This is a genomic window from Pseudomonas sp. 3HC3, assembly GCF_044904505.1.
In the GTDB taxonomy this organism is placed as follows: Bacteria; Pseudomonadota; Gammaproteobacteria; order Pseudomonadales; family Pseudomonadaceae; genus Aquipseudomonas; species Aquipseudomonas putida_Y.
In genome coordinates this window covers 45,371-70,218 of record NZ_JADDRH010000025.1, presented here as the reverse complement: position 1 = coordinate 70,218, position 24,848 = coordinate 45,371, and the positions used below count along the sequence as shown (strand labels likewise).

The 24,848-nt window shown below is 61.9% G+C and carries 22 protein-coding genes; 9 read left to right on the top strand and 13 right to left on the bottom strand.

Features of this window, described 5'->3' with window-relative positions; translation table 11 throughout:
• Nucleotides 1–731 precede the first annotated feature (731 nt).
• The 5 genes from INQ47_RS23575 to rplU all read right to left on the bottom strand — a co-directional run bounded on the left by INQ47_RS23575 (nucleotide 732) and on the right by rplU (nucleotide 4,419).
• On the bottom strand, nucleotides 732–1,193 hold the full coding sequence (locus INQ47_RS23575) for a CreA family protein (protein WP_404702721.1): 462 nt from the start codon (nucleotides 1,191–1,193) through the stop codon (nucleotides 732–734).
• On the bottom strand, nucleotides 1,190–2,308 hold the full coding sequence (gene proB, locus INQ47_RS23570; RefSeq protein WP_021784164.1) for a glutamate 5-kinase: 1,119 nt from the start codon (nucleotides 2,306–2,308) through the stop codon (nucleotides 1,190–1,192). The genes INQ47_RS23575 and proB overlap by 4 nt, the downstream gene beginning before the upstream one ends.
• An 85-nt stretch (nucleotides 2,309–2,393) precedes the next feature.
• Nucleotides 2,394–3,620, bottom strand: coding sequence for an Obg family GTPase CgtA (gene cgtA, locus INQ47_RS23565; protein ID WP_176685625.1), 1,227 nt, complete (start codon nucleotides 3,618–3,620; stop codon nucleotides 2,394–2,396).
• A 188-nt stretch (nucleotides 3,621–3,808) separates the two neighbouring features.
• Nucleotides 3,809–4,066 carry a 50S ribosomal protein L27 gene (gene rpmA / locus INQ47_RS23560; RefSeq protein ID WP_003247464.1) on the bottom strand — a complete coding sequence of 86 codons (258 nt, stop codon included), beginning with the start codon at nucleotides 4,064–4,066 and terminating at the stop codon, nucleotides 3,809–3,811.
• Nucleotides 4,067–4,104: 38 nt separating this feature from the next.
• Nucleotides 4,105–4,419: a 50S ribosomal protein L21 gene (gene rplU / locus INQ47_RS23555; RefSeq protein ID WP_003247466.1), complete on the bottom strand. Its 315-nt coding sequence runs from the start codon at nucleotides 4,417–4,419 to the stop codon at nucleotides 4,105–4,107.
• A gap of 244 nt (nucleotides 4,420–4,663) precedes the next feature.
• Between rplU and INQ47_RS23550 the strand changes: the two genes are divergently transcribed.
• From INQ47_RS23550 to INQ47_RS23540, 3 genes are all read left to right on the top strand, one after another.
• Complete coding sequence (locus INQ47_RS23550; protein ID WP_010951940.1) at nucleotides 4,664–5,632, top strand: polyprenyl synthetase family protein; 969 nt, start codon at nucleotides 4,664–4,666, stop codon at nucleotides 5,630–5,632.
• A 158-nt stretch (nucleotides 5,633–5,790) separates the two neighbouring features.
• Nucleotides 5,791–6,132 carry a zinc ribbon domain-containing protein YjdM gene (locus INQ47_RS23545; protein ID WP_009686103.1) on the top strand — a complete coding sequence of 114 codons (342 nt, stop codon included), beginning with the start codon at nucleotides 5,791–5,793 and terminating at the stop codon, nucleotides 6,130–6,132.
• A gap of 84 nt (nucleotides 6,133–6,216) precedes the next feature.
• Complete coding sequence (locus tag INQ47_RS23540) at nucleotides 6,217–6,462, top strand: hypothetical protein (RefSeq protein ID WP_404702720.1); 246 nt, start codon at nucleotides 6,217–6,219, stop codon at nucleotides 6,460–6,462.
• A 94-nt stretch (nucleotides 6,463–6,556) separates the two neighbouring features.
• Here INQ47_RS23540 and INQ47_RS23535 read toward each other — a convergent pair whose 3' ends face one another.
• The 5 genes from INQ47_RS23535 to INQ47_RS23515 all read right to left on the bottom strand — a co-directional run bounded on the left by INQ47_RS23535 (nucleotide 6,557) and on the right by INQ47_RS23515 (nucleotide 11,311).
• Nucleotides 6,557–7,174: an FKBP-type peptidyl-prolyl cis-trans isomerase gene (locus INQ47_RS23535; protein ID WP_003247482.1), complete on the bottom strand. Its 618-nt coding sequence runs from the start codon at nucleotides 7,172–7,174 to the stop codon at nucleotides 6,557–6,559.
• Between the two features lie 85 nt (nucleotides 7,175–7,259).
• The gene (locus tag INQ47_RS23530; RefSeq protein ID WP_014589631.1) at nucleotides 7,260–7,565 is read right to left on the bottom strand and encodes a DUF6482 family protein; all 306 of its coding nucleotides are present in this window, start codon (nucleotides 7,563–7,565) and stop codon (nucleotides 7,260–7,262) included.
• 217 nt (nucleotides 7,566–7,782) lie between these two features.
• Nucleotides 7,783–8,271 (bottom strand): TIGR00645 family protein, encoded by a 489-nt coding sequence (locus INQ47_RS23525; RefSeq protein ID WP_003247486.1) that lies wholly within the window; start codon nucleotides 8,269–8,271, stop codon nucleotides 7,783–7,785.
• A 102-nt stretch (nucleotides 8,272–8,373) separates the two neighbouring features.
• Nucleotides 8,374–8,712 (bottom strand): hypothetical protein, encoded by a 339-nt coding sequence (locus INQ47_RS23520; RefSeq protein WP_176685621.1) that lies wholly within the window; start codon nucleotides 8,710–8,712, stop codon nucleotides 8,374–8,376.
• A gap of 160 nt (nucleotides 8,713–8,872) precedes the next feature.
• Complete coding sequence (locus INQ47_RS23515) at nucleotides 8,873–11,311, bottom strand: Lon protease family protein (protein WP_252460622.1); 2,439 nt, start codon at nucleotides 11,309–11,311, stop codon at nucleotides 8,873–8,875.
• A 250-nt stretch (nucleotides 11,312–11,561) separates the two neighbouring features.
• Between INQ47_RS23515 and INQ47_RS23510 the strand changes: the two genes are divergently transcribed.
• From INQ47_RS23510 to INQ47_RS23495, 4 genes are all read left to right on the top strand, one after another.
• Complete coding sequence (locus INQ47_RS23510) at nucleotides 11,562–12,050, top strand: DUF3015 domain-containing protein (protein ID WP_021784170.1); 489 nt, start codon at nucleotides 11,562–11,564, stop codon at nucleotides 12,048–12,050.
• 71 nt (nucleotides 12,051–12,121) lie between these two features.
• Nucleotides 12,122–13,975, top strand: coding sequence for a DUF4105 domain-containing protein (locus INQ47_RS23505; protein WP_404702719.1), 1,854 nt, complete (start codon nucleotides 12,122–12,124; stop codon nucleotides 13,973–13,975).
• A 215-nt stretch (nucleotides 13,976–14,190) separates the two neighbouring features.
• Nucleotides 14,191–14,547, top strand: coding sequence for a lipoprotein (locus INQ47_RS23500; RefSeq protein WP_003247495.1), 357 nt, complete (start codon nucleotides 14,191–14,193; stop codon nucleotides 14,545–14,547).
• Between the two features lie 67 nt (nucleotides 14,548–14,614).
• On the top strand, nucleotides 14,615–15,112 hold the full coding sequence (locus INQ47_RS23495) for a GreA/GreB family elongation factor (protein ID WP_021784173.1): 498 nt from the start codon (nucleotides 14,615–14,617) through the stop codon (nucleotides 15,110–15,112).
• A gap of 32 nt (nucleotides 15,113–15,144) precedes the next feature.
• On the opposite strand, the gene gdhA is transcribed toward INQ47_RS23495, so the two are convergent.
• The 3 genes from gdhA to INQ47_RS23480 all read right to left on the bottom strand — a co-directional run bounded on the left by gdhA (nucleotide 15,145) and on the right by INQ47_RS23480 (nucleotide 19,083).
• Nucleotides 15,145–16,485, bottom strand: a complete 1,341-nt coding sequence (gdhA, locus tag INQ47_RS23490; protein ID WP_404702718.1) for an NADP-specific glutamate dehydrogenase — start codon at nucleotides 16,483–16,485, stop codon at nucleotides 15,145–15,147.
• Between the two features lie 221 nt (nucleotides 16,486–16,706).
• Nucleotides 16,707–18,374: an energy-dependent translational throttle protein EttA gene (gene ettA, locus INQ47_RS23485; RefSeq protein ID WP_003247499.1), complete on the bottom strand. Its 1,668-nt coding sequence runs from the start codon at nucleotides 18,372–18,374 to the stop codon at nucleotides 16,707–16,709.
• 304 nt (nucleotides 18,375–18,678) lie between these two features.
• The gene (locus INQ47_RS23480; protein WP_404702717.1) at nucleotides 18,679–19,083 is read right to left on the bottom strand and encodes a hypothetical protein; all 405 of its coding nucleotides are present in this window, start codon (nucleotides 19,081–19,083) and stop codon (nucleotides 18,679–18,681) included.
• A gap of 248 nt (nucleotides 19,084–19,331) precedes the next feature.
• On the opposite strand from INQ47_RS23480, the gene INQ47_RS23475 reads away from it, so the two are divergent.
• Together INQ47_RS23475 and glyA are read left to right on the top strand one after the other, a co-directional pair.
• Nucleotides 19,332–23,162: an EAL domain-containing protein gene (locus INQ47_RS23475; protein ID WP_404702716.1), complete on the top strand. Its 3,831-nt coding sequence runs from the start codon at nucleotides 19,332–19,334 to the stop codon at nucleotides 23,160–23,162.
• Between the two features lie 306 nt (nucleotides 23,163–23,468).
• On the top strand, nucleotides 23,469–24,722 hold the full coding sequence (glyA, locus tag INQ47_RS23470) for a serine hydroxymethyltransferase (protein ID WP_014589625.1): 1,254 nt from the start codon (nucleotides 23,469–23,471) through the stop codon (nucleotides 24,720–24,722).
• The last annotated feature ends 126 nt before the right edge of the window (nucleotides 24,723–24,848 follow it).

Genomic DNA, 24,848 nt, shown 5'->3' with positions numbered 1-24,848 from the left:
CCTTTCGCGGGTGAACCCGCTCCTACGACGGCCTGCGTCCAACCACCGATGCGTGTGTAGGAGCGGGTTTACCCGCGAATACGGTGGTGATTGCAACGGTGAACGGCGGGTGGAAATTGGCCAGCAGGTCCGGCCCTTTCGCGGGTGAACCCGCTCCTACGACGACCTGCGTCCAACCACTGATGCGTGTGTAGGAACGGGTTTACCCGCGAATACGGTGGTGATTGCAACGGTGAACGGCTGGGGGAAATTGGCCAGCAGGTCCGGCCCTTTCGCGGGTGAACCCGCTCCTACGACGGCCTGCGCCCAACCACTGATGCGTGTGTAGGAGCGGGTTTACCCGCGATGATTGCAACGGTGAACGGCGGGTGGAAATTGGCCAGCAGGTCCGGCCCTTTCGCGGGTGAACCCGCTCCTACGACGACCTGCGTCCAACCACCGATGCGTGTGTAGGAGCGGGTTTACCCGCGAATACGGTGGTGATTGCAACGGTGAACGGCGGGGGGAAATTGGCCAGCAGGTCCGGCCCTTTCGCGGGTGAACCCGCTCCTACGACGGCCTGCGCCCAACCACCGATGCGTGTGTAGGAGCGGGTTTACCCGCGAATACGGTGGTGATTGCAACGGTGAACGGCGGGTGGAAATTGGCCAGCAGATCCGGCCCTTTCACGGGTGAACCCGCTCCTACGACGACCTGCGTCCAACCACCGATGCGTATGCAGGAACGGGGTATCAATGAGCCCAAGGCAGGATCGGAATGGCAGTCACCGCATTCTGCGGGCTGCCTTCGATCATGCGGTCGCTGTAGACCAGGTACACCAGCGTATTGCGCTTCTTGTCGAGAAAGCGCACCACCTGCATGGTCTTGAACACCAGCGAGGTACGTTCCTTGAACACTTCCTCGCCATCTTTGAGCTCACCCTTGAAGTTGATCGGCCCGACCTGACGACAGGCAATCGATGCCTCCGCCCGATCCTCGGCCAGCCCCAAGCCCCCCTTCACCCCGCCAGTCTTGGCCCGCGACAGGTAGCACGTCACGCCCTCTACCTTAGGGTCGTCGAACGCCTCGACCACAATGCGGTCGTTCGGCCCGAGGAACTTGAACACGGTGGACACCTGGCCGACCTCTTCGGCGCCGGCCAACATCGGCAGCACAAACGCTGCCACAGCGATTACCTTCTTCAGCAGGCTCATACCAGCACCAGGTTGTCGCGGTGTACAAGTTCCGGCTCGGCGCTATAGCCAAGGATCGACTCGATGGCGTCGGACGACTGACCAATGATCTTCTGCGCCTCCAAGGCACTGTAGTTGGCCAGGCCGCGAGCCACTTCAAGGCCGTCCGGACCGACGCACACCACCATCTCGCCACGACGGAAGCTGCCCTGCACAGTCTTCACGCCAACCGGCAGCAAGCTCTTGTTGGCCTGGCGCAGCGCTTGCACGGCACCGGCATCCAGCACCAGGGTGCCACGGGTTTGCAGGTGACCGGCCAGCCATTGCTTGCGCGCAGCGAGCATGCCGCGCTCGGGCGACAGCAAGGTACCCAGGCGCTCGCCCGCCTTCAGGCGGTCCAGCACGCGCTCGATGCGGCCACCAATGATGATGGTGTGGGCACCGGAACGGGCAGCCAGGCGCGCCGCACGCAGCTTGGTCTGCATACCGCCACGGCCCAGGGCACCACCGGTACTACCGGCCACGGCATCCAGTGAGGGGTCGTCGGCACGGGCTTCGTAGATCAACTGGGCTTCGGGGTTGTTGCGCGGGTCGGCATCGAACATACCATCGCGGTCGGTGAGGATCACCAGCAGGTCGGCCTCGACCAGGTTGGCCACCAACGCCGCCAAGGTGTCGTTGTCGCCGAAACGAATCTCGTCGGTGACCACGGTGTCGTTTTCGTTGATTACCGGCACCACACCCAGATCGACCAAGGTGCGCAGGGTGCTGCGGGCATTCAGGTAACGCTTGCGGTCGGACAGGTCGTCATGGGTCAGCAGGATCTGCGCGGTGTGCTTCCCGTGCTCCCCGAAGCTCGACTCCCAGGCCTGCACCAGGCGCATCTGGCCGAGCGAGGCAGCCGCCTGCAGCTCGTTCATCGCGCTCGGTCGCTTGGTCCAGCCCAGCTGGCTCATGCCGGCGGCCACGGCCCCGGAGGAGACCAGTACCAACTCCACGCCTGCCTCACGCAGCGCGACCATCTGCTCGACCCAAACGGCCATTGCACCGCGGTCGAGGCCCTTGCCATCGGCGGTCAGCAGAGCACTGCCAATCTTAACGACCCAGCGCTTGGCGCCCGTCACCTTGCTTCGCATCTTCTTCCAACCTATGTCGAATCTGTAGATACCGTGGATACAAAAACGCCGCTCCAGAGAGCGGCGTTTAGTGTACTGCAACCGATCAGTCGCGCACGTAAATGATTTCCGGACCGTCTTCGTCGTCCTCGAAATCATCGTCCCAACCGTCATCGTCGCCGATGTCGTGCACGCTCTTGACGCCGGTACGACGCAGGGTGCGGGCGTCGTCCAGGGCCTGCAGCTGGGCACGGGCTTCGTCTTCGATGCGCTGGTCGAGGTCGGCCAGCTCTTCGGCGTAGGCCGGGTCGTTGGCCAGGCGGTCGGCGCGGTCTTCGAGGTAGCGCATCAGGTCGTGGCTGAGCTTGTCGGTGCCCTGTTTGGAAATGGCCGAGATCACGTAGACCGGGCCTTCCCACTCCAGACGGTCGATCACTTCCTGCACACGCTCGTCGCGCTCGTCGTCCATGACCATATCGGCCTTGTTCAGCACCAGCCAGCGCTCACGCTCGGCCAGCGACGGGCTGAAGCGGGTCAGCTCGTTGACGATGACTTCGGCGGCATCGGCCGGGCTGCTTTCGTCCAGCGGCGCGATGTCCACCAGGTGCAGCAGCACGCGCGTACGCGCCAGGTGCTTGAGGAAGCGGATACCCAGGCCAGCACCTTCAGAGGCGCCTTCGATCAGGCCGGGGATGTCGGCGATGACGAAGCTCTTCCAGCGGTCGACGCTGACCACGCCCAGGTTTGGCACCAGGGTAGTGAACGGGTAGTCGGCGACTTTCGGCTTGGCGGCCGAGACCGAACGGATGAAGGTACTCTTGCCGGCGTTGGGCAAGCCCAGCAGGCCGACGTCGGCCAACACCTTCATTTCCATCTTCAGGTCACGCTGCTCACCCGGTTTGCCTGGGGTGGTCTGGCGCGGCGCACGGTTGGTGCTCGACTTGAAACGGGTGTTGCCCAGCCCGTGCCAGCCACCTTGCGCGACCATCAGCTTCTGGCCGGGGGTGACCAGGTCACCGATCACTTCCTGGGTGGATGCATCGATCACGGTGGTGCCGACCGGCACGCGCAGGAACAGATCTTCACCCTTCTTGCCGGTGCAGTCGGTGCTACCGCCGTTGGAGCCACGCTGGGCTTCATGGTGACGGGTGTAGCGGTAGTCGACCAGGGTGTTCAGGTTATCGTCGGCAATCATGTACACCGAGCCGCCGTCACCGCCGTCACCGCCGTTAGGGCCGCCGTTCTCGATGAACTTCTCGCGACGGAAGCTCATGCAACCGTTGCCACCGTCACCGGCCTTGACCCGAATGGATACTTCGTCAACAAACTTCATTAAAACCGCCTCTCGTCGGTAGACGAGCTGAATGACTCAAAAACATGAGGCTCTTGCAAAAATGAGCGCGGCGGCCCCGTACGACCGTAGAAACCAACGCCGGCAACCCAGACAAACAGCTTTGCAAGAGGCTCACCACAAACGAAAAAGCCCCGTCGCATGACGGGGCTTCTGGAGCGACGTCGCGATTAAGCGGCGACGATGCTCACGTAACGGCGCATGAACTCGCCTTTCTTCTCGAACTTGATCACGCCTTCGATCTTGGCGAACAAGGTGTGGTCCTTGCCCATGCCAACGCCGTAGCCAGCGTGGAATTCGGTACCGCGCTGACGGACGATGATGTTGCCTGGTTTGATAACCTGGCCGCCATACATCTTCACGCCAAGGCGTTTCGATTCTGAGTCGCGACCGTTACGAGTACTACCACCAGCCTTCTTGTGAGCCATGGTTCAATTCTCCAAATAAATTCAGGGGATCTAGGGGATTAAGCCTGGATGCCGGTGATTTTGATCTCGGTGAACCACTGGCGGTGGCCCATACGCTTCATGTGGTGCTTACGACGACGGAACTTGATGATGCGAACCTTGTCGTGGCGGCCTTGCGAAACGACTTCGGCCACTACTTTAGCGCCAGCAACAACTGGAGCACCGATGGTGACTTCTTCACCGTTGGCGACCAGCAGAACGCGATCGAAGGTCACGGATTCGCCAGTGGCGACTTCCAGTTTTTCGATCTTGAGGAATTCACCTTCAGCGACTTTGTACTGCTTGCCGCCGGTAACGATTACTGCGTAAGACATGGTATTTCTCCGATAATCCTGCTCACCCAGCGCTTTATATGATGAGTATTGGCTGGCATGGCTGCACAGGGCTGGAACGGCCCGGCGCAATTGCGTAAGGCAGGTGCTGCCCAGGAAGTTAGGGTGCGCGATTGTACGCAACCGCGGTTTTGCTTGCAAGTGCCGCCCCCGGCCAGCTGGCACCGCGCCTTGACACACCGGGACCCGCGACCTAGCATGCCGCGCAACCTCACTGGAGCAGCCGATGCAACCCCAAACCTTCTACCGCGCGGTGGCTGATGATTTCAGCGCCGTCGACGAGATCATCAAGAAGCAGCTGACCTCGCGCGTGCCGCTGGTATCGAAGATCGGCGACTATATCACGTCCGCCGGTGGCAAGCGCCTGCGTCCCCTGCTGGTACTGCTGTGTGGCAAGGCCCTGGGCCGCGAAGGCGACGACCTGCGCCTGCTGGCCGCCACCATCGAGTTCCTGCACACCGCCACCCTGCTGCACGACGACGTGGTCGACATGTCCGGCATGCGCCGTGGCCGCTCTACCGCCAATGCCCTGTGGGGCAACGCGCCAAGCGTACTGGTGGGCGACTTCCTTTATTCGCGCTCGTTCGAAATGATGGTCGAACTGGGCTCGATGCCGGTCATGCAGATCCTGTCCAAGGCCACCCGGGTGATTGCCGAAGGTGAAGTGCTGCAACTGTCGCGTGTACGCGACGCCAGCACCACCGAGGAAGTCTACATGGAGGTCATTCGTGGCAAGACGGCGATGCTGTTCGAAGCGTCGACCCACAGCGCTGCGGCCCTGGCCCAGGCCACCGACGAGCAGCGCGAAGCCCTGCGTACCTTTGGCGACCACCTGGGCGTGGCCTTCCAGCTGGTCGACGACCTGCTGGACTACAAAGGCGACTCGCAGACCTTGGGCAAGAACGTCGGTGACGACCTGGCTGAGGGCAAGCCTACCCTGCCGCTGATCTACACCATGCGTGAAGGCACTGCCGAGCAGGCTGCCCTGGTACGTCAGGCGATCCAGAAGGGTGGCCTGGAGGATCTGGAACAGATTCGCGTTGCGGTCGAGGAATCGGGTGCGCTGAAGTACACCGCCGAGCTGGCGCGCGATTACGTGAAGCGTGCCATTGCCTGCCTCGAAGTGCTGCCTGCCAGTGAATACCGGGACGCGTTGGTTGAACTGAGCGAATTTGCGGTCGCGCGTACGCACTGACAGACCGAGTCGCATTCATTCGCGGGCAAGCCCGCTCCTACACCATCTGTGGGAGCAGGCTTGCCCGCGATGCTTTTGTCCGGACATAATCACTTCCGGGAAAATACCTTTTACAATGTGGGCTTTTAACCGCCCGTCTGTTTGTTTGAGGAACCGAAGTGAGCACTCTGCCACCCTGCCCAAAATGCAACTCCGAATACACCTATGAGGATGGCACTCAGCTGATCTGCCCTGAATGCGCCCACGAGTGGTCGGCCAGCGGCGATGCCGAGGCGGCCAGCGATGAGGTGGTGAAAAAGGATTCGGTCGGCAACATCCTGCAGGACGGTGACACCGTCACCGTGATCAAGGACCTCAAGGTCAAAGGTTCGTCCCTGGTGGTCAAGGTTGGCACCAAGGTCAAGAACATCCGCCTGTGCGATGGCGACCACGACATCGACTGCAAGATCGACGGCATCGGCGCCATGAAACTGAAGTCCGAGTTCGTCCGCAAAGTCTGATCACACAAAAATCTGGCAATCGGCGCTTGCCATTTAGGTAATAGGAATTATTCTCATTGGAACCGCTATCCAAGGAGAATCTCCATGACTTATCTGATCGACGCCTGGCTGGAACGCCCTCACCCCTACCTGCGCATTCTTCATCGGGAAACCGGCGAAGTGTGCGCGGTCCTTGAAGAAGAAGCCCTCGACGAACTGCGTGACCAGGGTGACCTGGACATGAGCGGGCTGAATTCGAGCGAGCCGGGGGTGCTGCAGGAACTGGTACGGAATCTGTTTCTGTTCTGCTATGCGCGGGCATTGCGCCCTGGGGGGACGGACTGGAATTGAGGCCGGCAGCGCCGGCCTCTTCACGAGTGAACCCCACCCCTACAAGGAGGAACGGGTTTACTCGCGAATGGGCCGCAAAGCGGCCCCAACGACCTTACAGAACGTCGAGCAGCTCGACGTCGAACACCAGTACGCTGTGCGGCGGGATGCTGCCAACGCCTTGGGCGCCGTAAGCCAGCTCGCTTGGCACGTACAGGCGCCATTTGCTGCCAGCGTTCATCAGTTGCAGGGCTTCGGTCCAGCCAGCGATCACGCCGCCTACCGGGAACTCAGCCGGCTGGCCACGCTCGTAGGAGCTGTCGAACACGGTGCCGTCGATCAGGGTGCCGTGGTAGTGGGTACGCACGTTGTCTTCGCGGGTCGGCTTGGCGCCTTCGCCGGCGGTCAGCACTTCGAACTGCAGGCCCGAAGCCAGCGTGGTGATGCCTTCACGCTTGGCGTTCTCGACCAGAAATTCCTTGCCAGCAGCAGCGGCGGCTTCGGCCTTGGCTGCAGCTTCGGCTTGCATCACCTCGCGGATGACCTTGAAGCTGGCCGACAGGTCGGCTTCGCTGACGCGGCTGTCGGCACCGTTGAAGGCGTCGGTCAGGCCGGCCAGGATGGCTTCCAGGCTAACGCCTGGTGGCGGGTTGTCGCGCAGCTGGCCGCCCAGCTGACGGCCGATACCGTAGCTGACGCGAGTTTCATCGGTAGACAGGTTGAGTTCGGACATTGTCGTGCTCCACTGCAGGGCGCAGTGCAGCCGCGCCCTTGATAAAAAGGGCGAGCAGCCTAGCACACTGGGGCGTTGTGAGCAGCTACCAGGCCGAACGCTGGGAAATCGGCACCTTCAGGTCTTCTTCCGGGTGCGTACCCATACCACACATTTCATCCTGCACCGACCAGTGCACCAGGTTCATCGAGACCATGGGGATGGTTTGCAGCAACTTGCGCGCATCTTCCACCGAGTGCACGCGCAAGCGTTCACCGCGGGTATCGGACAGGGGGTGAGGATGGCCTTTGACCCGGGCCTCGAGCAGGTAGTCACCGCCTTCGATGGCGATCAGGTTCAGTTCGTCGACATGGCCAGCCCTGGCCTCGGTATTGAGCTGATGCAGGTTCATGAGAGCACCTCGCGATGGGAACCACGCATGAGAGCTCATTTTTTGTACAGGACGGGAGAATGCGCAAGGCATGACTGACGCCACTCGTCAGTTGAGCCTAGATCTCTGTGGGAGCGGGCGTGCCCGCGAAGCAGGCCACGCGGTGGCTGGCACCGGCTTTGCCGATGTTCGCGGGCATGCCCGCTCCCACAGGAGTTGCAGTGAGGCCTGGCGGGACTCAGTGCTTGGTCAGCTTGTCCAGGTAGCCCATGCAAAACGCCGAGACCACGAAGGTCATGTGGATGATCACGTACCACATCAGGTAATCGGTGGAGATGTTCTGCGCATCCATGAACACCCGCAGCAGGTGAATGGACGAAATCGCCACGATCGACGCGGCAACCTTCATCTTCAGCGACGAGGAGTCCATCTTGCCCAGCCAGTTGAGCTTTTCCTTACTCTCATCGATGTCCAGTTGCGAGACGAAGTTCTCGTAGCCGGAAATCATCACCATCACCAGCAAGCCACCGACCAGCGACATGTCGATCAGAGACAGGATCACCAGGATCAGGTCAGCTTCGCTCAGCGCGAAGACATTGGGCAGGACGTGGACCACTTCCTGGAAAAATTTCAGCGCCAGGGCCAGCAGGCCGAGGGACAAGCCGAAGTAGATCGGTGCGAGCAGCCAGCGCGAGGCATACATCGCGTTTTCGAGGATACGTTCCATGAAGTTCAGGACTCATCAGGTGACTAAAAAAGCGACGGCGAGTATAGCCAGCCACCTGTTACAGCAAAAGCCCGGGGGCTGCTTTGCAGCCCCCGGCATCAATCAGGTCTCAGGGTGAAACTGGTAATCCCCAAGATTCCGGCACCGCTCACCATTGATCCGCCGCAACTGCGCCTGCAAATGCAGACACCAGATCTGCGGATCTTCGGCCACCTGATAACCATGCGTGGTCAGGCTGTCGACAATGGCATTGAGCACCGATTCGGCCACCAGCGGCCCATGAAACGGCCCCTGTGCCTTGATCGCGGAGGGTTGTTCACCGGCCATGCCGGCGGCGAACAGCAGGGTCCACATGCCGTTATCCCCGGCCAGTGGACGAATGCTGCATTCGATACGAGTCACCAGGCCCAGGCACTGGCGTGTGAGGCTGAGGTTGCGCATGGCCGCGTCCCCTCCAAAGAGCCTTGTTCAGCCTGAGTATCAGGCTGTTTCCATCCTGAACCTGATTCTGTCCTTAAGTTCCAGCATAGAGGAACCGTTCAGAAAGATGAAAAACTGGCGCTGAACGGTAGCACATCGCCGCTAGCGCCAGTTTATTGACTCAGGCCGGTTTGGCCTGGGCAATCACGTCTTCAAGGCGTTCCTTTTCTGCCTTCTCGATATCTTCCTCGCTGATCATCTCGGCAATTTCCCGCAGGCGCTCCACCACCCGGGCATTGACGCTGCCCTCGGTGAAAAGCCCCTTGTCGTCGAGTACCCCGGCCTCCTCGCCCACCAGCAGGCTCAGCGCCTCATCAGCCTGGCTGACCGCGTAGACGTGGAACATGCCGTTCTCCACCGCCTGCAACACGCGCTCGTCAAGCATCAGGGTGGCGACGTTGGCACGCGGAATGATCACCCCCTGCTCGCCGGTCAGGCCACGCGCCTCGCAGAGGCGGAAGAAGCCCTCGATCTTCTCGTTGACCCCACCCACCGCCTGCACTTCACCAAACTGGTTGATCGAGCCCGTGATGGCGAAGCACTGCTTGAGCGGCGTGCGCGACAAGGCCGAGATCAGCGTGCAGGCTTCGCCCAGCGAGGCGCTGTCGCCGTCCACGTAGCCGTAGGATTGCTCCAGGGCGATGCTCGCGGAGATCGCCAACGGGAATTCCTGGGCATAGCGGCTGCCCAGGTAACCGGTGAGGATCATCACCCCTTTGGAGTGGATCGGCTGGCCAAGGTTGACCTCACGCTCGATATCGACAATACCGCTGCCACCCGGGTACACGGTGGCCGAAATACGCGCAGGCATGCCGAATGCCGAGTCGCCCACTTCCAGCACGGTCAGCCCGTTGCACTTGCCGATGGCCGCGCCTTCTGTATCGATCAGGATGATGCCGGCGAGCATGTCGTCCAGCACCCGTTGCGACACACGGCCGGTACGGGTGGCCTTGGCCTTGAGCGCCCGCTCGATGTGGCCTGCGTCGGTCATTTCGTCACTGGCCAGCTGGCGAATGAAATCAGCCTCGCTGACCAGCTGGAACAGGTCGCCGATACGCGCCGACAGACGCGACTGGTTCTCGGCCAGACGAGCACTGTAGGTGGCCAGACGCGCCACCGCGTCGCTGGTCAGCGGCGCCATGCCCTCTTCGTTGGTGCGGGTGCGCAACAGCTGGGCGAACTGCTCCAGGTTCTCGTCGACCATCGGCATGTCTTCATCGAAGTCCACCAGCACGCGGAACATCTCCTGGAAGTCCGGGTCGTGGTCCTGCAGTGCGTAGTACAGCTGGCGCGAGCCGATGATCACCAGCTTGACGTTCAGCGGAATCACCTGCGGCTGCAGGCTGACGGAGGCAACACGGCCCAGCTCACCGATTGGCGACTCCATCTTCAGCTTGCGCGACTGCAACGCACGCTTGAGCGCATCCCATACGAACGGCTCGCCCAGCATCTTCTCGGCTTCCAGAATCAGAAAGCCGCCGTTGGCCCGGTGCAGCGCGCCTGGGCGCAGTTGGCGATAGGAGGTATACAGCGCACCTTGGTCGGTGCTGTATTCGATACGGCCAAACAAATTGTCGTAGGTCGGGTGCGGCTCGAACACCACCGGCGCGCCACCGTCAGCGTGGTGGCCCACCACCAGGCTGGGCGCATACTGCTCTTCGAGCAGCTTGCGGGCCACGGCGTCGGACTTGGTGTCATCGACCAGTTGCTCGACCAAGGTACGCAACAGGTTCATTTGCACCGATTGCAGGTAGGCGCAAACCGCCGCGTTTTCGGCGTACTTTTCCGACAGCGGCGCCAGCAACGGCTGCAGCGTCAGCGTGATGGTTTCTTCGTTGAGCTGGCGCAGCTGGTTGTTCGATTCGCGCTTCCATTGCGGCAGGCTGGCCAGTTCTTCGTTAAGGCGCTCCTCAAGCAGGGCAATGTCCTCGTGGAACTGCTCGCGCACCTCTTCCGGCAATTGGGCAAATTCCGCTTCATCCAGCGCCTTGCCATCGGCCATCGGCGTGAAGGCCACGTTGCTGGCATCGCGGTACAAGGCCACGTCCTTTTCCAGCGACGCGCGCTCGATCACATCCAGCGCGCGGTCATAACGCTGGTTGAAAGCGCGGTCGATGGCGCCCTTCTTCTGCTGGTAGGACGGGTGTTCGAACACCGCCGGGAACGTCGACAGCAGGTTGTCGATCAATCCGCCCATGTCGCTGATGAACTCGGCGGCGCTTCCGGACGGCAGCTCCAGTGCACGTGGTTCACGGGTGTCGTCGAAGTGGTTGACGTAAACCCAGTCGGCCGGGGTTTGCTGGCGCTTGCCCTCGGCCTTGAGGTAGCGCTTGACGAACGAGAAGCGCCCGGTGCCGGGCTCGCCCATCACGTACACATTGTAACCGGGGCGCGGCATGGCCACGCCAAACTGCAGGGCCTCGACAGCACGTTCCTGGCCCAGGACTCCGCGAAACGGCTCCAGATCGTCGGTATGGGTAAAGGCAAACTGCTCGGGTGAGAAACGCCGGGTCAGGGCTTCAGGCGCAAGACGCAGGCGCGCAGCGACAGGATCGGGCATTGGGTTTCCTTACTTCGGCGGGGCAGATACGCAGCATTCTGGCGCTGCCCGCGCGCGCCTTGCAAGGCTCCACGGGACTTTATGTCGCAGCCGGTGCAGTCATGTGACAGCAAATTTTTCGCAATCAACAACGCAACCTTTAGATCGTGCCTAAACTCCAAGCTGCGCGGGTGGGTGAAAAGCTTTCCCGACCTGGCAACCGAGTTGCCAGAAACCCTGACCCTTGGTTAAGACAAAGAGAACAAATGCTATGAAACGGATTCTTCTGGGTACTCTGTTCACCGTGGTCTCGCTGAACGCCATGGCCGAAGCGCCAGGCGGCCCGAACTGCGGCTGGGGCAACATGCTGTTCGAAGGCCAGCGCGGCACGCCGGCACACTTCCTGGCTTCTACCACCAACGGCACCTCCGGTAACGCCACCTTTGGCATGACCTCCGGCACCAACGGCTGCTCGACCAGGGCTTCGCTGACCTACGGCGGCAAGTCCTGGTTCGCCATGAACGGCATGATGAACGAGCTGTCCGAAGACATGGCCATGGGCCAGGGCGAAGCTCTGACCACCTATGCCGTCGTTCTCGGCGTAGCACCGGAAGACCGCAGCTACTTCAACTCGGTCACCCACCAGCACTTCAACCAGATCTTCAGCAGCGCCGACGTCACTGCCGAAACTGTCCACAGCAACACCCTGGCCGTTCTGAAGAGCGACCCACGCCTGGCCAAATACGCTACCGAGGCCTAAGCACAGCTGCTCCCGCCCCACTTGGGGCGGGTTTCGCCTTTTTCGGCATCGTCAAGAAGTAGTTGCCCGATATGCTCAAACGCTTTGCTTGCCTGGCGCTGTGTGCCTGCGCCCCTGTTCATGCCGCCCCTGTGCTGGATCCAGGCCGTATCCAGCAATTGGCCAATACCCCTTACTGGCTCGCCATTGGTCATTACGAAACCGCCAAGCTCGGCGGCTGGCGCAGCTATGTGGATGATGATGCGTTCTTCCTCGCCGAAGATGGCGCGCACCATCCGGACCAGGAGCTCAAGGCTACGGTCGATGCGCTGTATGCCCCGGCCAGTCTCGGTGACAAGCACGCCCAATGCGTATTCCCCGCGCGCACCCGCTGGCTGCGCGAGCAGCTAGACCTGCAAGGCTTGCCACAACCGGACTGCCAGGAATTCAAGACCTGGTACCAGTCGATCGACCCGCACAGCGCCGCGTTGATCTTCCCGGCAGCCTATCTGAACAGCCCGTCGTCGATGTTCGGCCACACCCTGCTGCGCATCGACCAGTCCAACACCCGCAGCGACGACACCACGCTGCTGAGCTACGCCATCAACTTCGGTGCCTATATCGAAGGCAGCGACAACAGCATCCTGTACGCCTGGAAAGGCCTGATGGGTGGCTACCCGGGGCTGTTCGCGCTGATGCCCTACCAGGAAAAACTGTCCGAATACCGCAGCCTGGAAAACCGCGACCTGTGGGAATACCAGCTGGACCTGACCCCCGAAGAAACCGGACGCATGGTCGAGCACGTATGGGAGTTGAAGCAGATCCAGTTCGATTACTTCTTCTTCGACGAGAACTGCTCGTATCGTCTGCTAGAGCTGCTGCAAGTGGCCCGGCCGAGCCTGGACCTGACGTCTCAGTTCCCGCTGACCGCCATTCCCACCGACACGGTAAAAGCCGTGAAACAGTCTGGCCTGGTCGCCAGCGAAACTTACCGCCCCTCTCGCGAACGTGAATTGCTGGCCAGGGCCGAGCCACTCGACCACAACGAAAAGCGCCAGGTGCTGGCTGTAAGCGCCGACACCGCGCAATTGCAAAGCCCTGAATTCCAGGCCCTGCCTCGCGAACGCCAAGCGTTGGTGCAAGATGCTGCGTATCGTCTTGAGCGCTATCGGGCCAATGGCCAGGAACGCGACCCAGGGCAGGCCAAACGCAGCTTCGAGTTGCTGCGGGCGATCAACAGCAACCCGCCGCGCCCCCTGCAAATCGAACGCCCCGGCCTGCCCGAGGATGGCCATGACTCGCGCACCTGGCAGTTGGGCGTGGGCACCCGCGAAGACCGCGCCTACGCCGAATATGGCTTGCGCATGGCCTACCACGACCTGAATGACAACGCCTATGGCTTCCCGCTGGGCGCACAGATCGAAATCCTGCAGCTGAAGCTACGCCAGTACGAAGGCAATGATTGGCAGGTGCAGCGCCTGGACCTGGCCACCATCCGCTCGCTGACACCCCGTAACGAGTTGCTCAAGCCTTGGTCATGGCAAGTGGCTGGCGGGCTGGAGCGGGTGCCGGGCAAGCATGATGACGAAGTGCTGGTGAGCCATGTGAATGGCGGCGCTGGCGGCACCTGGCAGCTGGCCGACGGTTTGCTGGGGTTTGCCTTGGGCACGGTGCGGATCGAGCATCACAACGACTTCGCTCAATTCATTGCCCCGGCAGCTGGCTTCAATGGCGGCCTGCTGTGGCGCAATGGGTTGGGCAACATGACGCTGGAGGCCAAGGGCGATTACTTCACCAACGGCGAGGTGCGGCGCAGTTTAAGCCTGAACCAGCAGTGGGAAATCAGCCAGAACCTTGGGCTTCGGTTGAGCGCTTCGCGTGAGTTCAGCCACCTGGCCACGGCACAGAACGAGGTGATGCTCGAGCTGAAGTGGTATCACTACTGAGGCCGCTTTGCGGCCTTTCGCGGGCACGCCCGCTCCCACAGGCTCCCCACAAGATTCGAGGCCTGGCAAGTACCTGTGGGAACGGGCTTGCCCGCGAATTGGCCTGTTAAGCTGGCAAAGCAGTGTGACTGAACCAACTCTTTGACACTGTTTTGACATCTACCCGACAAATCGCCACCTAGACTTTCCACCATCAACTGGAGGGTTTTGTGGCTATGTCGCGGTACTGGTTCGGCGTGTGCATTGCGTTGTTGCTGTCAGGTTGCGAAACCACCCACGAGCAGATGGTCAACCACGGTTACCCTCCCGCCTATGCGGATGGCTTCCAGGACGGCTGCAGCAGTGGCCGCCAGGCGGCCGGGCTGATGGTGGGCAACTTCCGCAAAAACGTACCCCGCTACCTGCACGAGCGTCAGTACGAAACCGGCTGGGACGATGGCTTCCGCCAGTGTCATGCCATGCAGAACAGCGAAGAACAGCGCCAATACCACGAGCGCTTCTGGGACCAGCGCGACCGCGAGTGGGAACAGGAAAAGGACCGCGGCGCTGCCAAGGCGTATCGCCACAACTGAGTCGCAAACGGACATTCCTTTAAACCGGCGGCCTGCCATGATGGTCTCACGCACAAGGAGGCCTTGCATGAGCCGAGCATTCGTCAACGAAGACCAAGCCGCCGCCCAGGCCGACCAACCGGTTGAGCGGCGCATCAGCGAACAACCCAACTACGTCACCGCCAGCGGCCTGCGCCAGTTGCAAGCCCACTTGGCCGAGCTGAATACCTTGCGCAGCGAACTGCAGGCTCAGGGTGAGCGTGGCGACAAGCAGCAACTGGCCGATACCGAACGCGACCTGCGTTACTTCAACGCACGGGTGCAGAGCGCACAGGTGGTGCCGGCGGCCACTTCCCGCAGCAAGGCGCAGATTGGTAGCCGGGTGCGATTTGTCGATGCGCAGGACCAGGAGCATGTTGTGCGGCTGGTGGGCGAGGATGAAGCAGATGCCGGGCGGGGCTTGATCAACTGGGGCTCGCCATTGGGGCGTGCCTTGCTGGGCGCGGGGCCTGGAGATGAGGTGGTATGGCGCCGGCCGATGGGGGAGCAAGTAATTGAAGTGCTCGAGATCGAGGGGGAGCCCTGAGGGGGCCGCACAGCGGCCCCAAGAACTTCAGGTCAGACCACGCCTTGCGCCAGCATCGCATCGGCCACTTTCACGAAGCCCGCGATGTTCGCCCCTTTGACGTAGTTGATACGGCCATCAGCCTCTTCACCGTAGTGCACGCATGCATGGTGAATCGACTGCATGATGCTGTGCAGCTTGCTGTCCACTTCACCGGCAGTCCACAGCAGGCGCATGGCGTTCTGCGACATTTCCAGGCCCGACACGGCTACGCCGCCGGCATTGGAGGCCTTGCCTGGGGCATACAGAATGCCGGCGTCCAGGAAGATGTCCACAGCCTCGAGGGTAGTCGGCATGTTCGCGCCTTCGGCTACACAGATGCAGCCGTTACGCAGCAAGGTGCGGGCATCTTCGGCGCCCAGCTCGTTCTGCGTGGCGCACGGCAGGGCGATGTCACACGGCAGGCTCCAGGGGGTCTGGCCCTTGCGGAACTCCAGGCCGAACTGCCCGGCCAGCTCGCTGATACGGCCACGCTTGACGTTCTTCAGCTCCATCAAGGCGTCCCACTGGGCATCGGTCAGGCCGGCCTCAGCATACAAGGTACCTTCAGAGTCAGACAGCGAGATCACCTTGCCGCCCAGGTCCATGACCTTGCGCGCAGCATATTGGGCGACGTTGCCCGAACCGGACACCGCCACGCGGCGGCCGTCGATACGCTTGTCCTGACGTTTGAGCATTTCTTCGGCGAAGTAAACGCAGCCATAGCCGGTGGCTTCCGGGCGGATCAGGCTGCCGCCATAGGTCATGCCCTTGCCGGTCAGCACCGAGGTGAACTGGTTGGCCAGGCGCTTGTACTGGCCGAACATGAAGCCGATTTCGCGGGCACCCACGCCGATGTCACCGGCCGGTACGTCGCAGTCGGCGCCGATGTGGCGATACAGCTCGCTCATGAACGCCTGGCAGAAACGCATCACTTCGGCGTCGCTCTTGCCTTTGGGGTCAAAGTCCGCGCCGCCCTTGCCGCCGCCCATGGGCAACGAGGTCAGCGAGTTCTTGAACACCTGCTCGAAGGCCAGGAACTTCAGCACGCTGAGGTTCACCGACGGGTGGAAGCGCAGGCCGCCCTTGTACGGGCCAATGGCACTGCTCATCTGAATGCGATAACCGCGGTTGACCTGCACCTTGCCCTGGTCATCGACCCAGGATACGCGGAACAGCAAGGCGCGCTCAGGCTCGACCATGCGCTCGAGGATACCGGACTGCAGGTAGTGGGGGTTGGCTTCAAGGAATGGCCACAGGGTGCGAAGCACCTCTTCTACGGCCTGGTGAAATTCTGGTTGGCCAGGGTCACGCTGCTTTAGGCGTGTAAGGAAATTGTCGACAGATTCGATCATGGTAGACATCTCACCAAGAGGATTGGACTTATTGGTTTTTTCAGGAATGTACCAAGAAGCAATCGCACCGGAACAGGGCGAAATGTCGTTTTTATGAAATTATTTGGTGCGTTTTATGTAAGTGTATACAAAACACGCTCCAGATTACCCGTTTTCAGCCTTCCACCAAGCACAAAAATGGGGCTCCTTTGAGCCCCATTTTTGTGCATCAGATAACCGGCTTACTGGGCCAGCTTCTTGTGCCGTACACGGTGCGGCTGGGCAGCAGCATCACCCAGACGCTTCTTGCGGTCGGCTTCGTACTCGGTGTAGTTACCCTCGAAGAAGACCACGTTCGAGTCGTCTTCGTACGCCAGGATGTGGGTAGCCACGCGGTCCAGGAACCAACGGTCGTGGGAAATCACGATCGCGGCGCCCGGGAAGTCCAGCAGGGCTTCTTCCAGCGAACGCAGGGTTTCGACGTCAAGGTCGTTGGACGGTTCGTCGAGCAGCAGAACGTTACCGCCTTCCTTCAGGGTCAGGGCCAGGTGCAGGCGGCCACGCTCACCACCGGACAGGTCCTTGACGAACTTCTGCTGATCGCCACCTTTGAAGTTGAAGCGGCCAACGTAGGTACGCGAAGGGATCTCGTAGTTGCCGATGCGGATCTGGTCGGAACCGTCGGAGATCTGCTGGAACACGGTCTTGGCGCCGTCCAGGTCCTCGCGGCTCTGGTCCACACAGGCCAACTGCACGGTTTCACCGATCTCGATGCTGCCCGAGTCCGGCTGCTCCTTGCCCATCAGCATGCGGAACAGGGTCGACTTACCGGCACCGTTACCGCCGATCACGCCAACGATCGCGCCTTTGGGCATGGCGAACGACAGGTTGTCGATCAGCACACGGTCACCGTAGCCCTTGGTGACGTTCTTGAACTCGATAACCTTGTCACCCAGGCGCGGACCGGCCGGGATGTAGATTTCGTTGGTTTCGCTGCGCTTCTGGAATTCCTGCGACTGCATTTCTTCAAAGCGCTGCAGACGGGCCTTGGACTTGGACTGGCGGGCTTTGGCGCCTTTGCGCACCCACTCCAGTTCCTCTTTCATGGCCTTCTCGTGGGCGCTCTGCTGCTTGGATTCCTGCGCCAGACGCTCCGACTTGGCTTCCAGCCAGCCCGAGTAGTTGCCTTCGTACGGGATGCCGGCGCCGCGGTCCAGTTCCAGGATCCAGCCGGCGACGTTGTCGAGGAAGTAACGGTCGTGGGTAATGGCTACCACGGTGCCCGGGAAGTCGTGCAGGAAGCGCTCCAGCCAGGCCACCGAGTCGGCGTCCAGGTGGTTGGTCGGTTCGTCGAGCAGCAGCATGTCGGGGGCCGACAGCAGCAGGCGGCACAGGGCCACACGGCGCTTTTCACCACCGGACAGGTGTTCGATGCGCGCATCCCAGGCAGGCAGGCGCAGGGCGTCGGCAGCGACGTCCAGCTGGCGCTCCAGGTTGTGGCCATCAGCGGCCTGCAGGATGGCTTCCAGCTTGGCCTGCTCGGCGGCCAGCTTGTCGAAGTCGGCATCCGGCTCGGCGTAGGCCGCGTAGACCTCGTCCAGGCGGGCCTGGGCGTCCTTGATCACGCTGACCGCTTCCTCGACCACTTCACGCACGGTCTTGGTTGGGTCCAGTTGCGGTTCCTGTGGCAGGTAACCCACGTTGATGTCGGGCATCGGACGGGCTTCGCCGTCGAATTCCTTGTCGACGCCCGCCATGATCCGCAGCAGGGTCGATTTACCGGCGCCGTTCAGGCCAAGCACGCCAATTTTGGCGCCTGGGAAGAACGACAGGGAAATGTTCTTGAGAATTTCCCGCTTCGGCGGCACGACCTTGCTCAGCCGATGCATGGTGTAGACGTATTGAGCCAAAACCAAGCCCTCTAATCAGATAGGTAAAGACATCGCCGATCGCCCCGGCACGCGGTGGCCAGGGGGATGTGTTTACGGGGTGTCATTGAACAAAGTCGACCATTCTACGCCAACGCGCGGCGTTGCATAGGAGGGGCCGATGGTGGGGTGTGATCGGGGAGATCCCTGGGGGGAATCTATTGCCTGTCCCGGCCTCTTCGCGGCTAAAGCCGCTCCTACAGGGATCTGACTGCCTTCAAGGGCAATGCAGTACCTGTAGGAGCGGCTTTAGCCGCGAAAGAGCCGGCACAGCAGCCGAAGAGGCTCAGACGTGACGCTGTTTGGCCTTGCCCCGCGGCAGGCGGCAACGGTCGCCCTGCTCGGCCAGGCGCGCGGCCCAGGCGGACTTCACGCTGAAGGCGCCGGTGCGGGCAGGTTGCTGCTCGGCCGCCTTGGCCGGTTTGCCAGGTGCAGGCGCAGTGCTGACCACCTTAGCTGCCGGTTTGACCGCCGGTACTGCAACAGCCGGCTCTACTGCCACCTTGGCAGTCTTGCGCAGTTCAGCCAGCGATGGGGCCTTGCTTTTGGCGGCAGCCGCCGCCTCGGGTTTGCCCAGCGAACGCTGGCAAGACTTGCAGGATACGTCCTCGGTCACGGCAGTGCTGACAAGGGTCTGACTGCTGCGCCCGCAGGCGGAATCGAGGCCATTGGAGGAAAAGTGAGTAACCAAAACCGAACATCTCCGATGCGTTGTCATGTGAAGCGGGCGCTATTCTCGCACAGGTTGCAGGGGCTTGCCGAACCACCGGGCAGTCACCACCGGTCAACACGGCTGGCACTTTGCCATAATCCGAGGCATGCTAGCCGGTTTCGGGTATCCGGCCTTATAGTGCGCCTCCGCGGTGCTCAAGCCCGGTGCCGGCACGCGCCGTGCAAGATCATTCCCTGCCATCGCCAGTCCAATCGCAGGATCAACGCTTGACCAACCTTACTCATCCGTCGTCATTGCGTTCCGCACCACAAGCACCCGCCACTCTCCTGCGCGGGTCGATCAAGGGTGCGCTGGCGCTGCTGGCCCTGATCCTGCTGGGCCTGCTGGTGTGGCAGCTATTCGCCCAGTTCAATCATACCCAGGCCGACTTGCGCAAACAGAGCCTGGACGCCTCCGCGGAACTGGCCGACCACCTGAGCCTGAACATGGCGCTCAAGGCGCAACAGGCCGTGAACGTGATGCAACCCTACCCTGTTGCCCCAACACCTGCCGCCCTGCCCAGCCTGCTCGGCACCCTGCGCGAACGGCTCCCCGCCCTGCAGAGCGCGGCCTGGCTGGACAACGCCGGGCAGCCGCGTGCCGACAGCCTGGCCGGCAGCCCCGACCGCCAGTTGTTTGATGAGTTGCTCGCGCTGAGCCAGGGACGCCCGTACTTCTTCACCAATTCGGCCGACAACCACATCCTGTACCTGTTGCTGCGCCAGGGTGCCGCAAAGGGTAGCGGCTACTGGCTACTGCGCCTGTCACCGGACTATTACCGCGAGCTCACCCACCACCTCGAGGGTAGTGGCCACCCGCAGTGGCTGCTGGAGAACAGCCGCAGCGGTGACGTGCTGCTGCGCAATGTCGCAACCGATACCAGCAACGAGCCGCTGCAAAGCGTGATGCTGGCCTTCATCGAAAACAGCACCTGGCAGCTACACGGCCTGTTCGACGCCAAACTGGCCCGGCAGACGTTGCTGCCGGCGCTGATCGGCAAATGCCTGCTGGTACTGTTCTGCGCCCTGCTGCCGGTCCTGGCGCTGATCAACATGCGTCGCCGCCAGCGGGCGCTGCAGGAAGACCGCAGGCGCTATCAGGAAATTTTTGAAGGCACCGGCGTTGCCCTGTGCGTGCTCGACCTTTCCAGCCTGCCCGGTCAGCTCGATCGCTACCACCTGCGTAACCGGGCCGCACTCAAGCACAGCCTGGCGCTGGACCCTAACCTGCGCCGCTCGCTGCTGCTGGAGCTGAAGATCACCGAGGTCAACCAAGTGGCGCGCCAGCTGCTGAACATCGACTGCCACGAAGGTGCCTGGCAGCGGCTGATCGATGGCACTGGCGACAGCCGAGACAGCGTCGGCATGCAACTGATCGATGCGCTGATCGAACAACGCCCGTTGCTGGAACTGGAAGTGCGTCTACCGACACCACAGGGCGACGAGTTGCACCTGTGGCTGATGGCACGCCTGCCGCTGCAGCGTCGTGATTACCAGGCGGTGATCCTCAGCATCAGCGATATCACCAGCCGCAAACAGGTGGAGCTGTCGCTACTGGAACGCGAAAGCTTCTGGTCGGACGTGGTACGCACCGTACCCGACCAGCTGTATGTGCAGGATGTGCCCAGCCAACGGATGATCTTCAGCAACCGCCACCTCGGCCAGACCCTGGGCTACGACCGCACCGAGCTGGCCCAGATGGGCGACCGCTTCTGGGAGCTGCTGCTGCACCCCGAGGACGCAGCACACTACCAGGCACTGCGCCAGCAACAGCGCGACAGCGGTCATGACCAACCGCTGCACTGCCAGCTGCGCTTCCGCCACCGCGACGGAAGCTGGCGCTGCTACGACATCCGCGAGCAGGTGCTGACCCGCAACGCCGAAGGCCTGGTTACGCGCATCATCGGTGTGGGCAAGGATGTGACCGTTCAGATCGAGGCCAGCCAGTCGCTACGTGACAGCGAGCAACGCTACCGCATGCTCGCCGAAAGCATCAGCGACGTGATCTTCTCCACCGACAGCCAGCTCAAGCTCAATTATGTCAGCCCCTCGGTAAAGAGCGTGCTGGGTTACCAGGCCGACTGGATCTTCGCCAACGGCTGGCAGTCCATCGTCGCCAACCCGGCCCAGCTCACCGGTATTTACAGCCTGATGGAGCGCGTCAGCAAGGCCATGGGCGATCCGGCGCAAATGGCGCAATTGTGCAGCCAGTTACCCACCCAACTGTTCCTGTTCGACTGCCTGCGTGCCGATGGCCGCAAGATCCCGATCGAGCTGCGCCTGGTGCTGGTGTGGGACGATGATCAGCGCTTCGAAGGCGTACTCGGGGTGGGCCGCGACATCAGCCAGCAACGCCGTGCCGAAAAAGACCTGCGCATGGCCGCGACCGTATTCGAACATTCCACGTCGGCGATCCTCATCACCGACCCGGCCGGCTATATCGTTCAGGCCAACGAGGCGTTCAGCCGCGTCAGCGGTTACGCCGTCAGTGAAGTGCTCGACCAATTGCCGGGCATGCTCACTGTCGACGAACAGCAGGAAGGCCACCTGCGCTATGTGGTCAAGCAACTGCACCAGCGCGGCAGCTGGGAAGGTGAAGTGTGGCTCAAGCGCCGTGACGGCGACCACTACCCGGCCTGGGTCGGCATCACCGCGGTACTGGACGACGAAGGCGACCTGGCCAGCTACGTGTGCTTCTTCACCGACATCAGCGAACGCAAGGCCAGCGAACAGCGCATCCACCGCCTGGCCTACTACGACGCCCTTACCCACCTGCCCAACCGCACACTGTTCCAGGACCGTTTGTACAACGCCCTGCAGCAGGCCGAGCGGCAGAAGGCCTGGGTGGTGCTGATGTTCCTCGACCTCGACCGCTTCAAACCGATCAACGACTCCCTCGGCCATGCGGCCGGCGACCGCATGCTCAAGGACATGGCCCTGCGCCTGCTGGCCTGCGTGGATGACGATGACACGGTGGCACGCATGGGCGGCGACGAGTTCACCCTGTTGCTGCAACCGCGCCCCACCCGCGAAATGGCCCTGAACCGCGCCATCCACGTGGCCGAGAACATCCTCGGCAGCCTGGTGCGGCCGTTCGTGCTGGAAAACCGTGAGTTCTTCGTCACTGCCAGCATCGGCATCGCCCTCAGCCCGCAGGATGGCAGTGAGCTGAGCCAGCTGATGAAGAACGCCGACACCGCCATGTACCACGCCAAGGAGCGCGGCAAGAACAACTTCCAGTTCTACCAGGCCGAAATGAACGCCAGCGCCCTGGAGCGCCTGGAGCTGGAAAGCGACCTGCGCCATGCCATGGAGCAGAACGAGTTCATCCTCTATTACCAGCCGCAGTTCAGCGGCGACGGCAAGCGCCTGACCGGCGCCGAAGCGCTGCTGCGCTGGCGTCACCCGACCCGCGGCCTGGTGCCGCCGGGAGACTTCATCCCGGTGATCGAGGAACTGGGCCTGGTGGTGGACGTGGGCGACTGGGTGCTGCGCGAGGCCAGCCGCCAGCTCAAGGCCTGGCACAAGGCCAAGGTGCGGGTGCCGAAAGTGTCGGTGAATATTTCGGCGCGGCAGTTCTCCGACGGCCAGTTGGGCACGCGGATTGCCAACATTCTGGAGGAAAGCGGCCTGCCGCCGGCATGCCTGGAGCTGGAGTTGACCGAAAGTATCCTGATGCGCGAGGTAAACGAGGCGCTGCAGATTCTTGCCAGCCTGAAGAACCTTGGCCTGAGCATTGCGGTAGACGACTTCGGCACCGGCTACTCGTCGCTCAACTACCTCAAGCAGTTCCCCATCGACGTACTGAAGATCGACCGTACCTTCGTCGACGGCCTGCCCGAAGGCGAACAGGACGCGCAGATTGCCCGGGCGATCATCGCCATGGCCCACAGTCTCAACCTGGCAGTCATCGCCGAGGGCGTGGAAACCCACGAACAGCTGGAGTTTCTGCGTGAGCATGGTTGCGACGAGGTGCAGGGCTATCTGTTCGGGCGGCCGATGCCGGCGCATCAGTTCGAGGCGCAATTCTCCAACGAGACCTTGTTCATGTTCCATTGACCCGCACGCTGCCTGTTCACAAGGTCCCCGTAGGAGCGGGTTTACCCGCGAACACCGGCAAAGCCGGTGCCATCCACCGCGCCGCCTTCTTCGCGGGTAAACCCGCTCCTACAAGTACGGTGCCGCGACTGAATTGTGCATAAAAAAGCGGACCTGCGAGTCAACTCCTGCCCCTGCCCAGCCCAGAAACGGCGCGGGATGCAAGATGAAGCCCATTGGTCCGCGACTTGATGCCACTTCATATGCCAGCCGCGAATCAATCGGTTAGAATGCACACCCAAATTACCCCGATCCTTGAGGACCGCCATGTTCAGCCGTGATTTGACCATTGCCAAGTACGACGCCGAGCTCTTCGAAGCCATGCAGCAAGAAGCTCTGCGCCAGGAAGAGCATATCGAGCTGATCGCTTCGGAAAACTACACCAGCCCGGCAGTCATGGAAGCTCAGGGCTCGGTCCTGACCAACAAGTACGCCGAAGGCTACCCAGGCAAGCGCTACTACGGCGGTTGCGAGTACGTCGACGTCGTCGAGCAACTGGCCATCGACCGTGCCAAGGAGCTGTTCGGCGCCGACTACGCCAACGTACAGCCGCACGCTGGCTCCCAGGCCAACGCTGCCGTCTACCTGGCCCTGCTGTCGGCCGGTGACACCATCCTGGGCATGAGCCTGGCACACGGTGGCCACCTGACCCACGGTGCTTCGGTAAGCTCCTCGGGCAAGCTGTACAACGCCATCCAGTACGGCATCGACGGCAATGGCCTGATCGACTACGACGAAGTCGAGCGCCTGGCTGTCGAGCACAAGCCGAAGATGATCGTTGCCGGCTTCTCGGCCTACTCGCAGGTTCTGGACTTCGCCCGCTTCCGCGCCATCGCCGACAAGGTCGGCGCCTACCTGTTCGTCGACATGGCCCACGTTGCCGGCCTGGTTGCCGCTGGCGTGTACCCGAACCCTGTTCCGTTCGCCGACGTGGTCACCACCACCACCCACAAGACCCTGCGCGGCCCGCGCGGCGGCCTGATCCTGGCCCGTGCCAACGCCGACATCGAGAAGAAGCTGAACTCCGCCGTCTTCCCGGGCGCCCAGGGCGGCCCGCTGGAGCACGTCATCGCGGCCAAGGCCATCTGCTTCAAGGAAGCCCTGCAGCCAGAGTTCAAGGCTTACCAGCAGCAGGTCGTGAAGAACGCCCAGGCCATGGCCAGCGTGTTCATCGAGCGCGGTTTCGACGTGGTTTCCGGTGGCACCCAGAACCACCTGTTCCTGCTGTCGCTGATCAAGCAGGAAATCTCCGGTAAGGATGCTGACGCCGCCTTGGGCAAAGCCTTCATCACCGTCAACAAGAACTCGGTACCGAACGACCCGCGTTCGCCGTTCGTCACCTCGGGCCTGCGTTTCGGCACCCCAGCCGTTACCACCCGCGGTTTCAAGGAAGCCGAGTGCAAGGAACTGGCTAGCTGGATCTGCGACATCCTGGCCGACCTGAACAACGAAGCGGTGATCGACGCCGTCCGTGAGAAGGTCAAGGCCATCTGCAAGAAGCTGCCGGTTTACGGCAACTGATTGGCGTTTGCCTGAAGTGAAAGAGCCCGGCCCAGTGCCGGGCTTTTTCGTGTACGGACCATGAAACACGTTCGCAGGCCTGATACACATCCTGTGGGAGCGGGCGTGCCCGCGAAGAAGGCTACG

What these genes read in the sequence shown, in the direction of transcription:
- INQ47_RS23575 (WP_404702721.1), bottom strand. Translation starts at nt 1,193, where the DNA reads ATGAGCCTGCTGAAGAAGGTAATCGCTGTGGCAGCGTTTGTGCTGCCG.
- proB (WP_021784164.1), bottom strand. Translation starts at nt 2,308, where the DNA reads ATGCGAAGCAAGGTGACGGGCGCCAAGCGCTGGGTCGTTAAGATTGGC.
- cgtA (WP_176685625.1), bottom strand. Translation starts at nt 3,620, where the DNA reads ATGAAGTTTGTTGACGAAGTATCCATTCGGGTCAAGGCCGGTGACGGT.
- rpmA (WP_003247464.1), bottom strand. Translation starts at nt 4,066, where the DNA reads ATGGCTCACAAGAAGGCTGGTGGTAGTACTCGTAACGGTCGCGACTCA.
- rplU (WP_003247466.1), bottom strand. Translation starts at nt 4,419, where the DNA reads ATGTCTTACGCAGTAATCGTTACCGGCGGCAAGCAGTACAAAGTCGCT.
- INQ47_RS23550 (WP_010951940.1), top strand. Translation starts at nt 4,664, where the DNA reads ATGCAACCCCAAACCTTCTACCGCGCGGTGGCTGATGATTTCAGCGCC.
- INQ47_RS23540 (WP_404702720.1), top strand. Translation starts at nt 6,217, where the DNA reads ATGACTTATCTGATCGACGCCTGGCTGGAACGCCCTCACCCCTACCTG.
- INQ47_RS23535 (WP_003247482.1), bottom strand. Translation starts at nt 7,174, where the DNA reads ATGTCCGAACTCAACCTGTCTACCGATGAAACTCGCGTCAGCTACGGT.
- INQ47_RS23530 (WP_014589631.1), bottom strand. Translation starts at nt 7,565, where the DNA reads ATGAACCTGCATCAGCTCAATACCGAGGCCAGGGCTGGCCATGTCGAC.
- INQ47_RS23525 (WP_003247486.1), bottom strand. Translation starts at nt 8,271, where the DNA reads ATGGAACGTATCCTCGAAAACGCGATGTATGCCTCGCGCTGGCTGCTC.
- INQ47_RS23520 (WP_176685621.1), bottom strand. Translation starts at nt 8,712, where the DNA reads ATGCGCAACCTCAGCCTCACACGCCAGTGCCTGGGCCTGGTGACTCGT.
- INQ47_RS23515 (WP_252460622.1), bottom strand. Translation starts at nt 11,311, where the DNA reads ATGCCCGATCCTGTCGCTGCGCGCCTGCGTCTTGCGCCTGAAGCCCTG.
- INQ47_RS23510 (WP_021784170.1), top strand. Translation starts at nt 11,562, where the DNA reads ATGAAACGGATTCTTCTGGGTACTCTGTTCACCGTGGTCTCGCTGAAC.
- INQ47_RS23505 (WP_404702719.1), top strand. Translation starts at nt 12,122, where the DNA reads ATGCTCAAACGCTTTGCTTGCCTGGCGCTGTGTGCCTGCGCCCCTGTT.
- INQ47_RS23500 (WP_003247495.1), top strand. Translation starts at nt 14,191, where the DNA reads ATGTCGCGGTACTGGTTCGGCGTGTGCATTGCGTTGTTGCTGTCAGGT.
- INQ47_RS23495 (WP_021784173.1), top strand. Translation starts at nt 14,615, where the DNA reads ATGAGCCGAGCATTCGTCAACGAAGACCAAGCCGCCGCCCAGGCCGAC.
- gdhA (WP_404702718.1), bottom strand. Translation starts at nt 16,485, where the DNA reads ATGATCGAATCTGTCGACAATTTCCTTACACGCCTAAAGCAGCGTGAC.
- glyA (WP_014589625.1), top strand. Translation starts at nt 23,469, where the DNA reads ATGTTCAGCCGTGATTTGACCATTGCCAAGTACGACGCCGAGCTCTTC.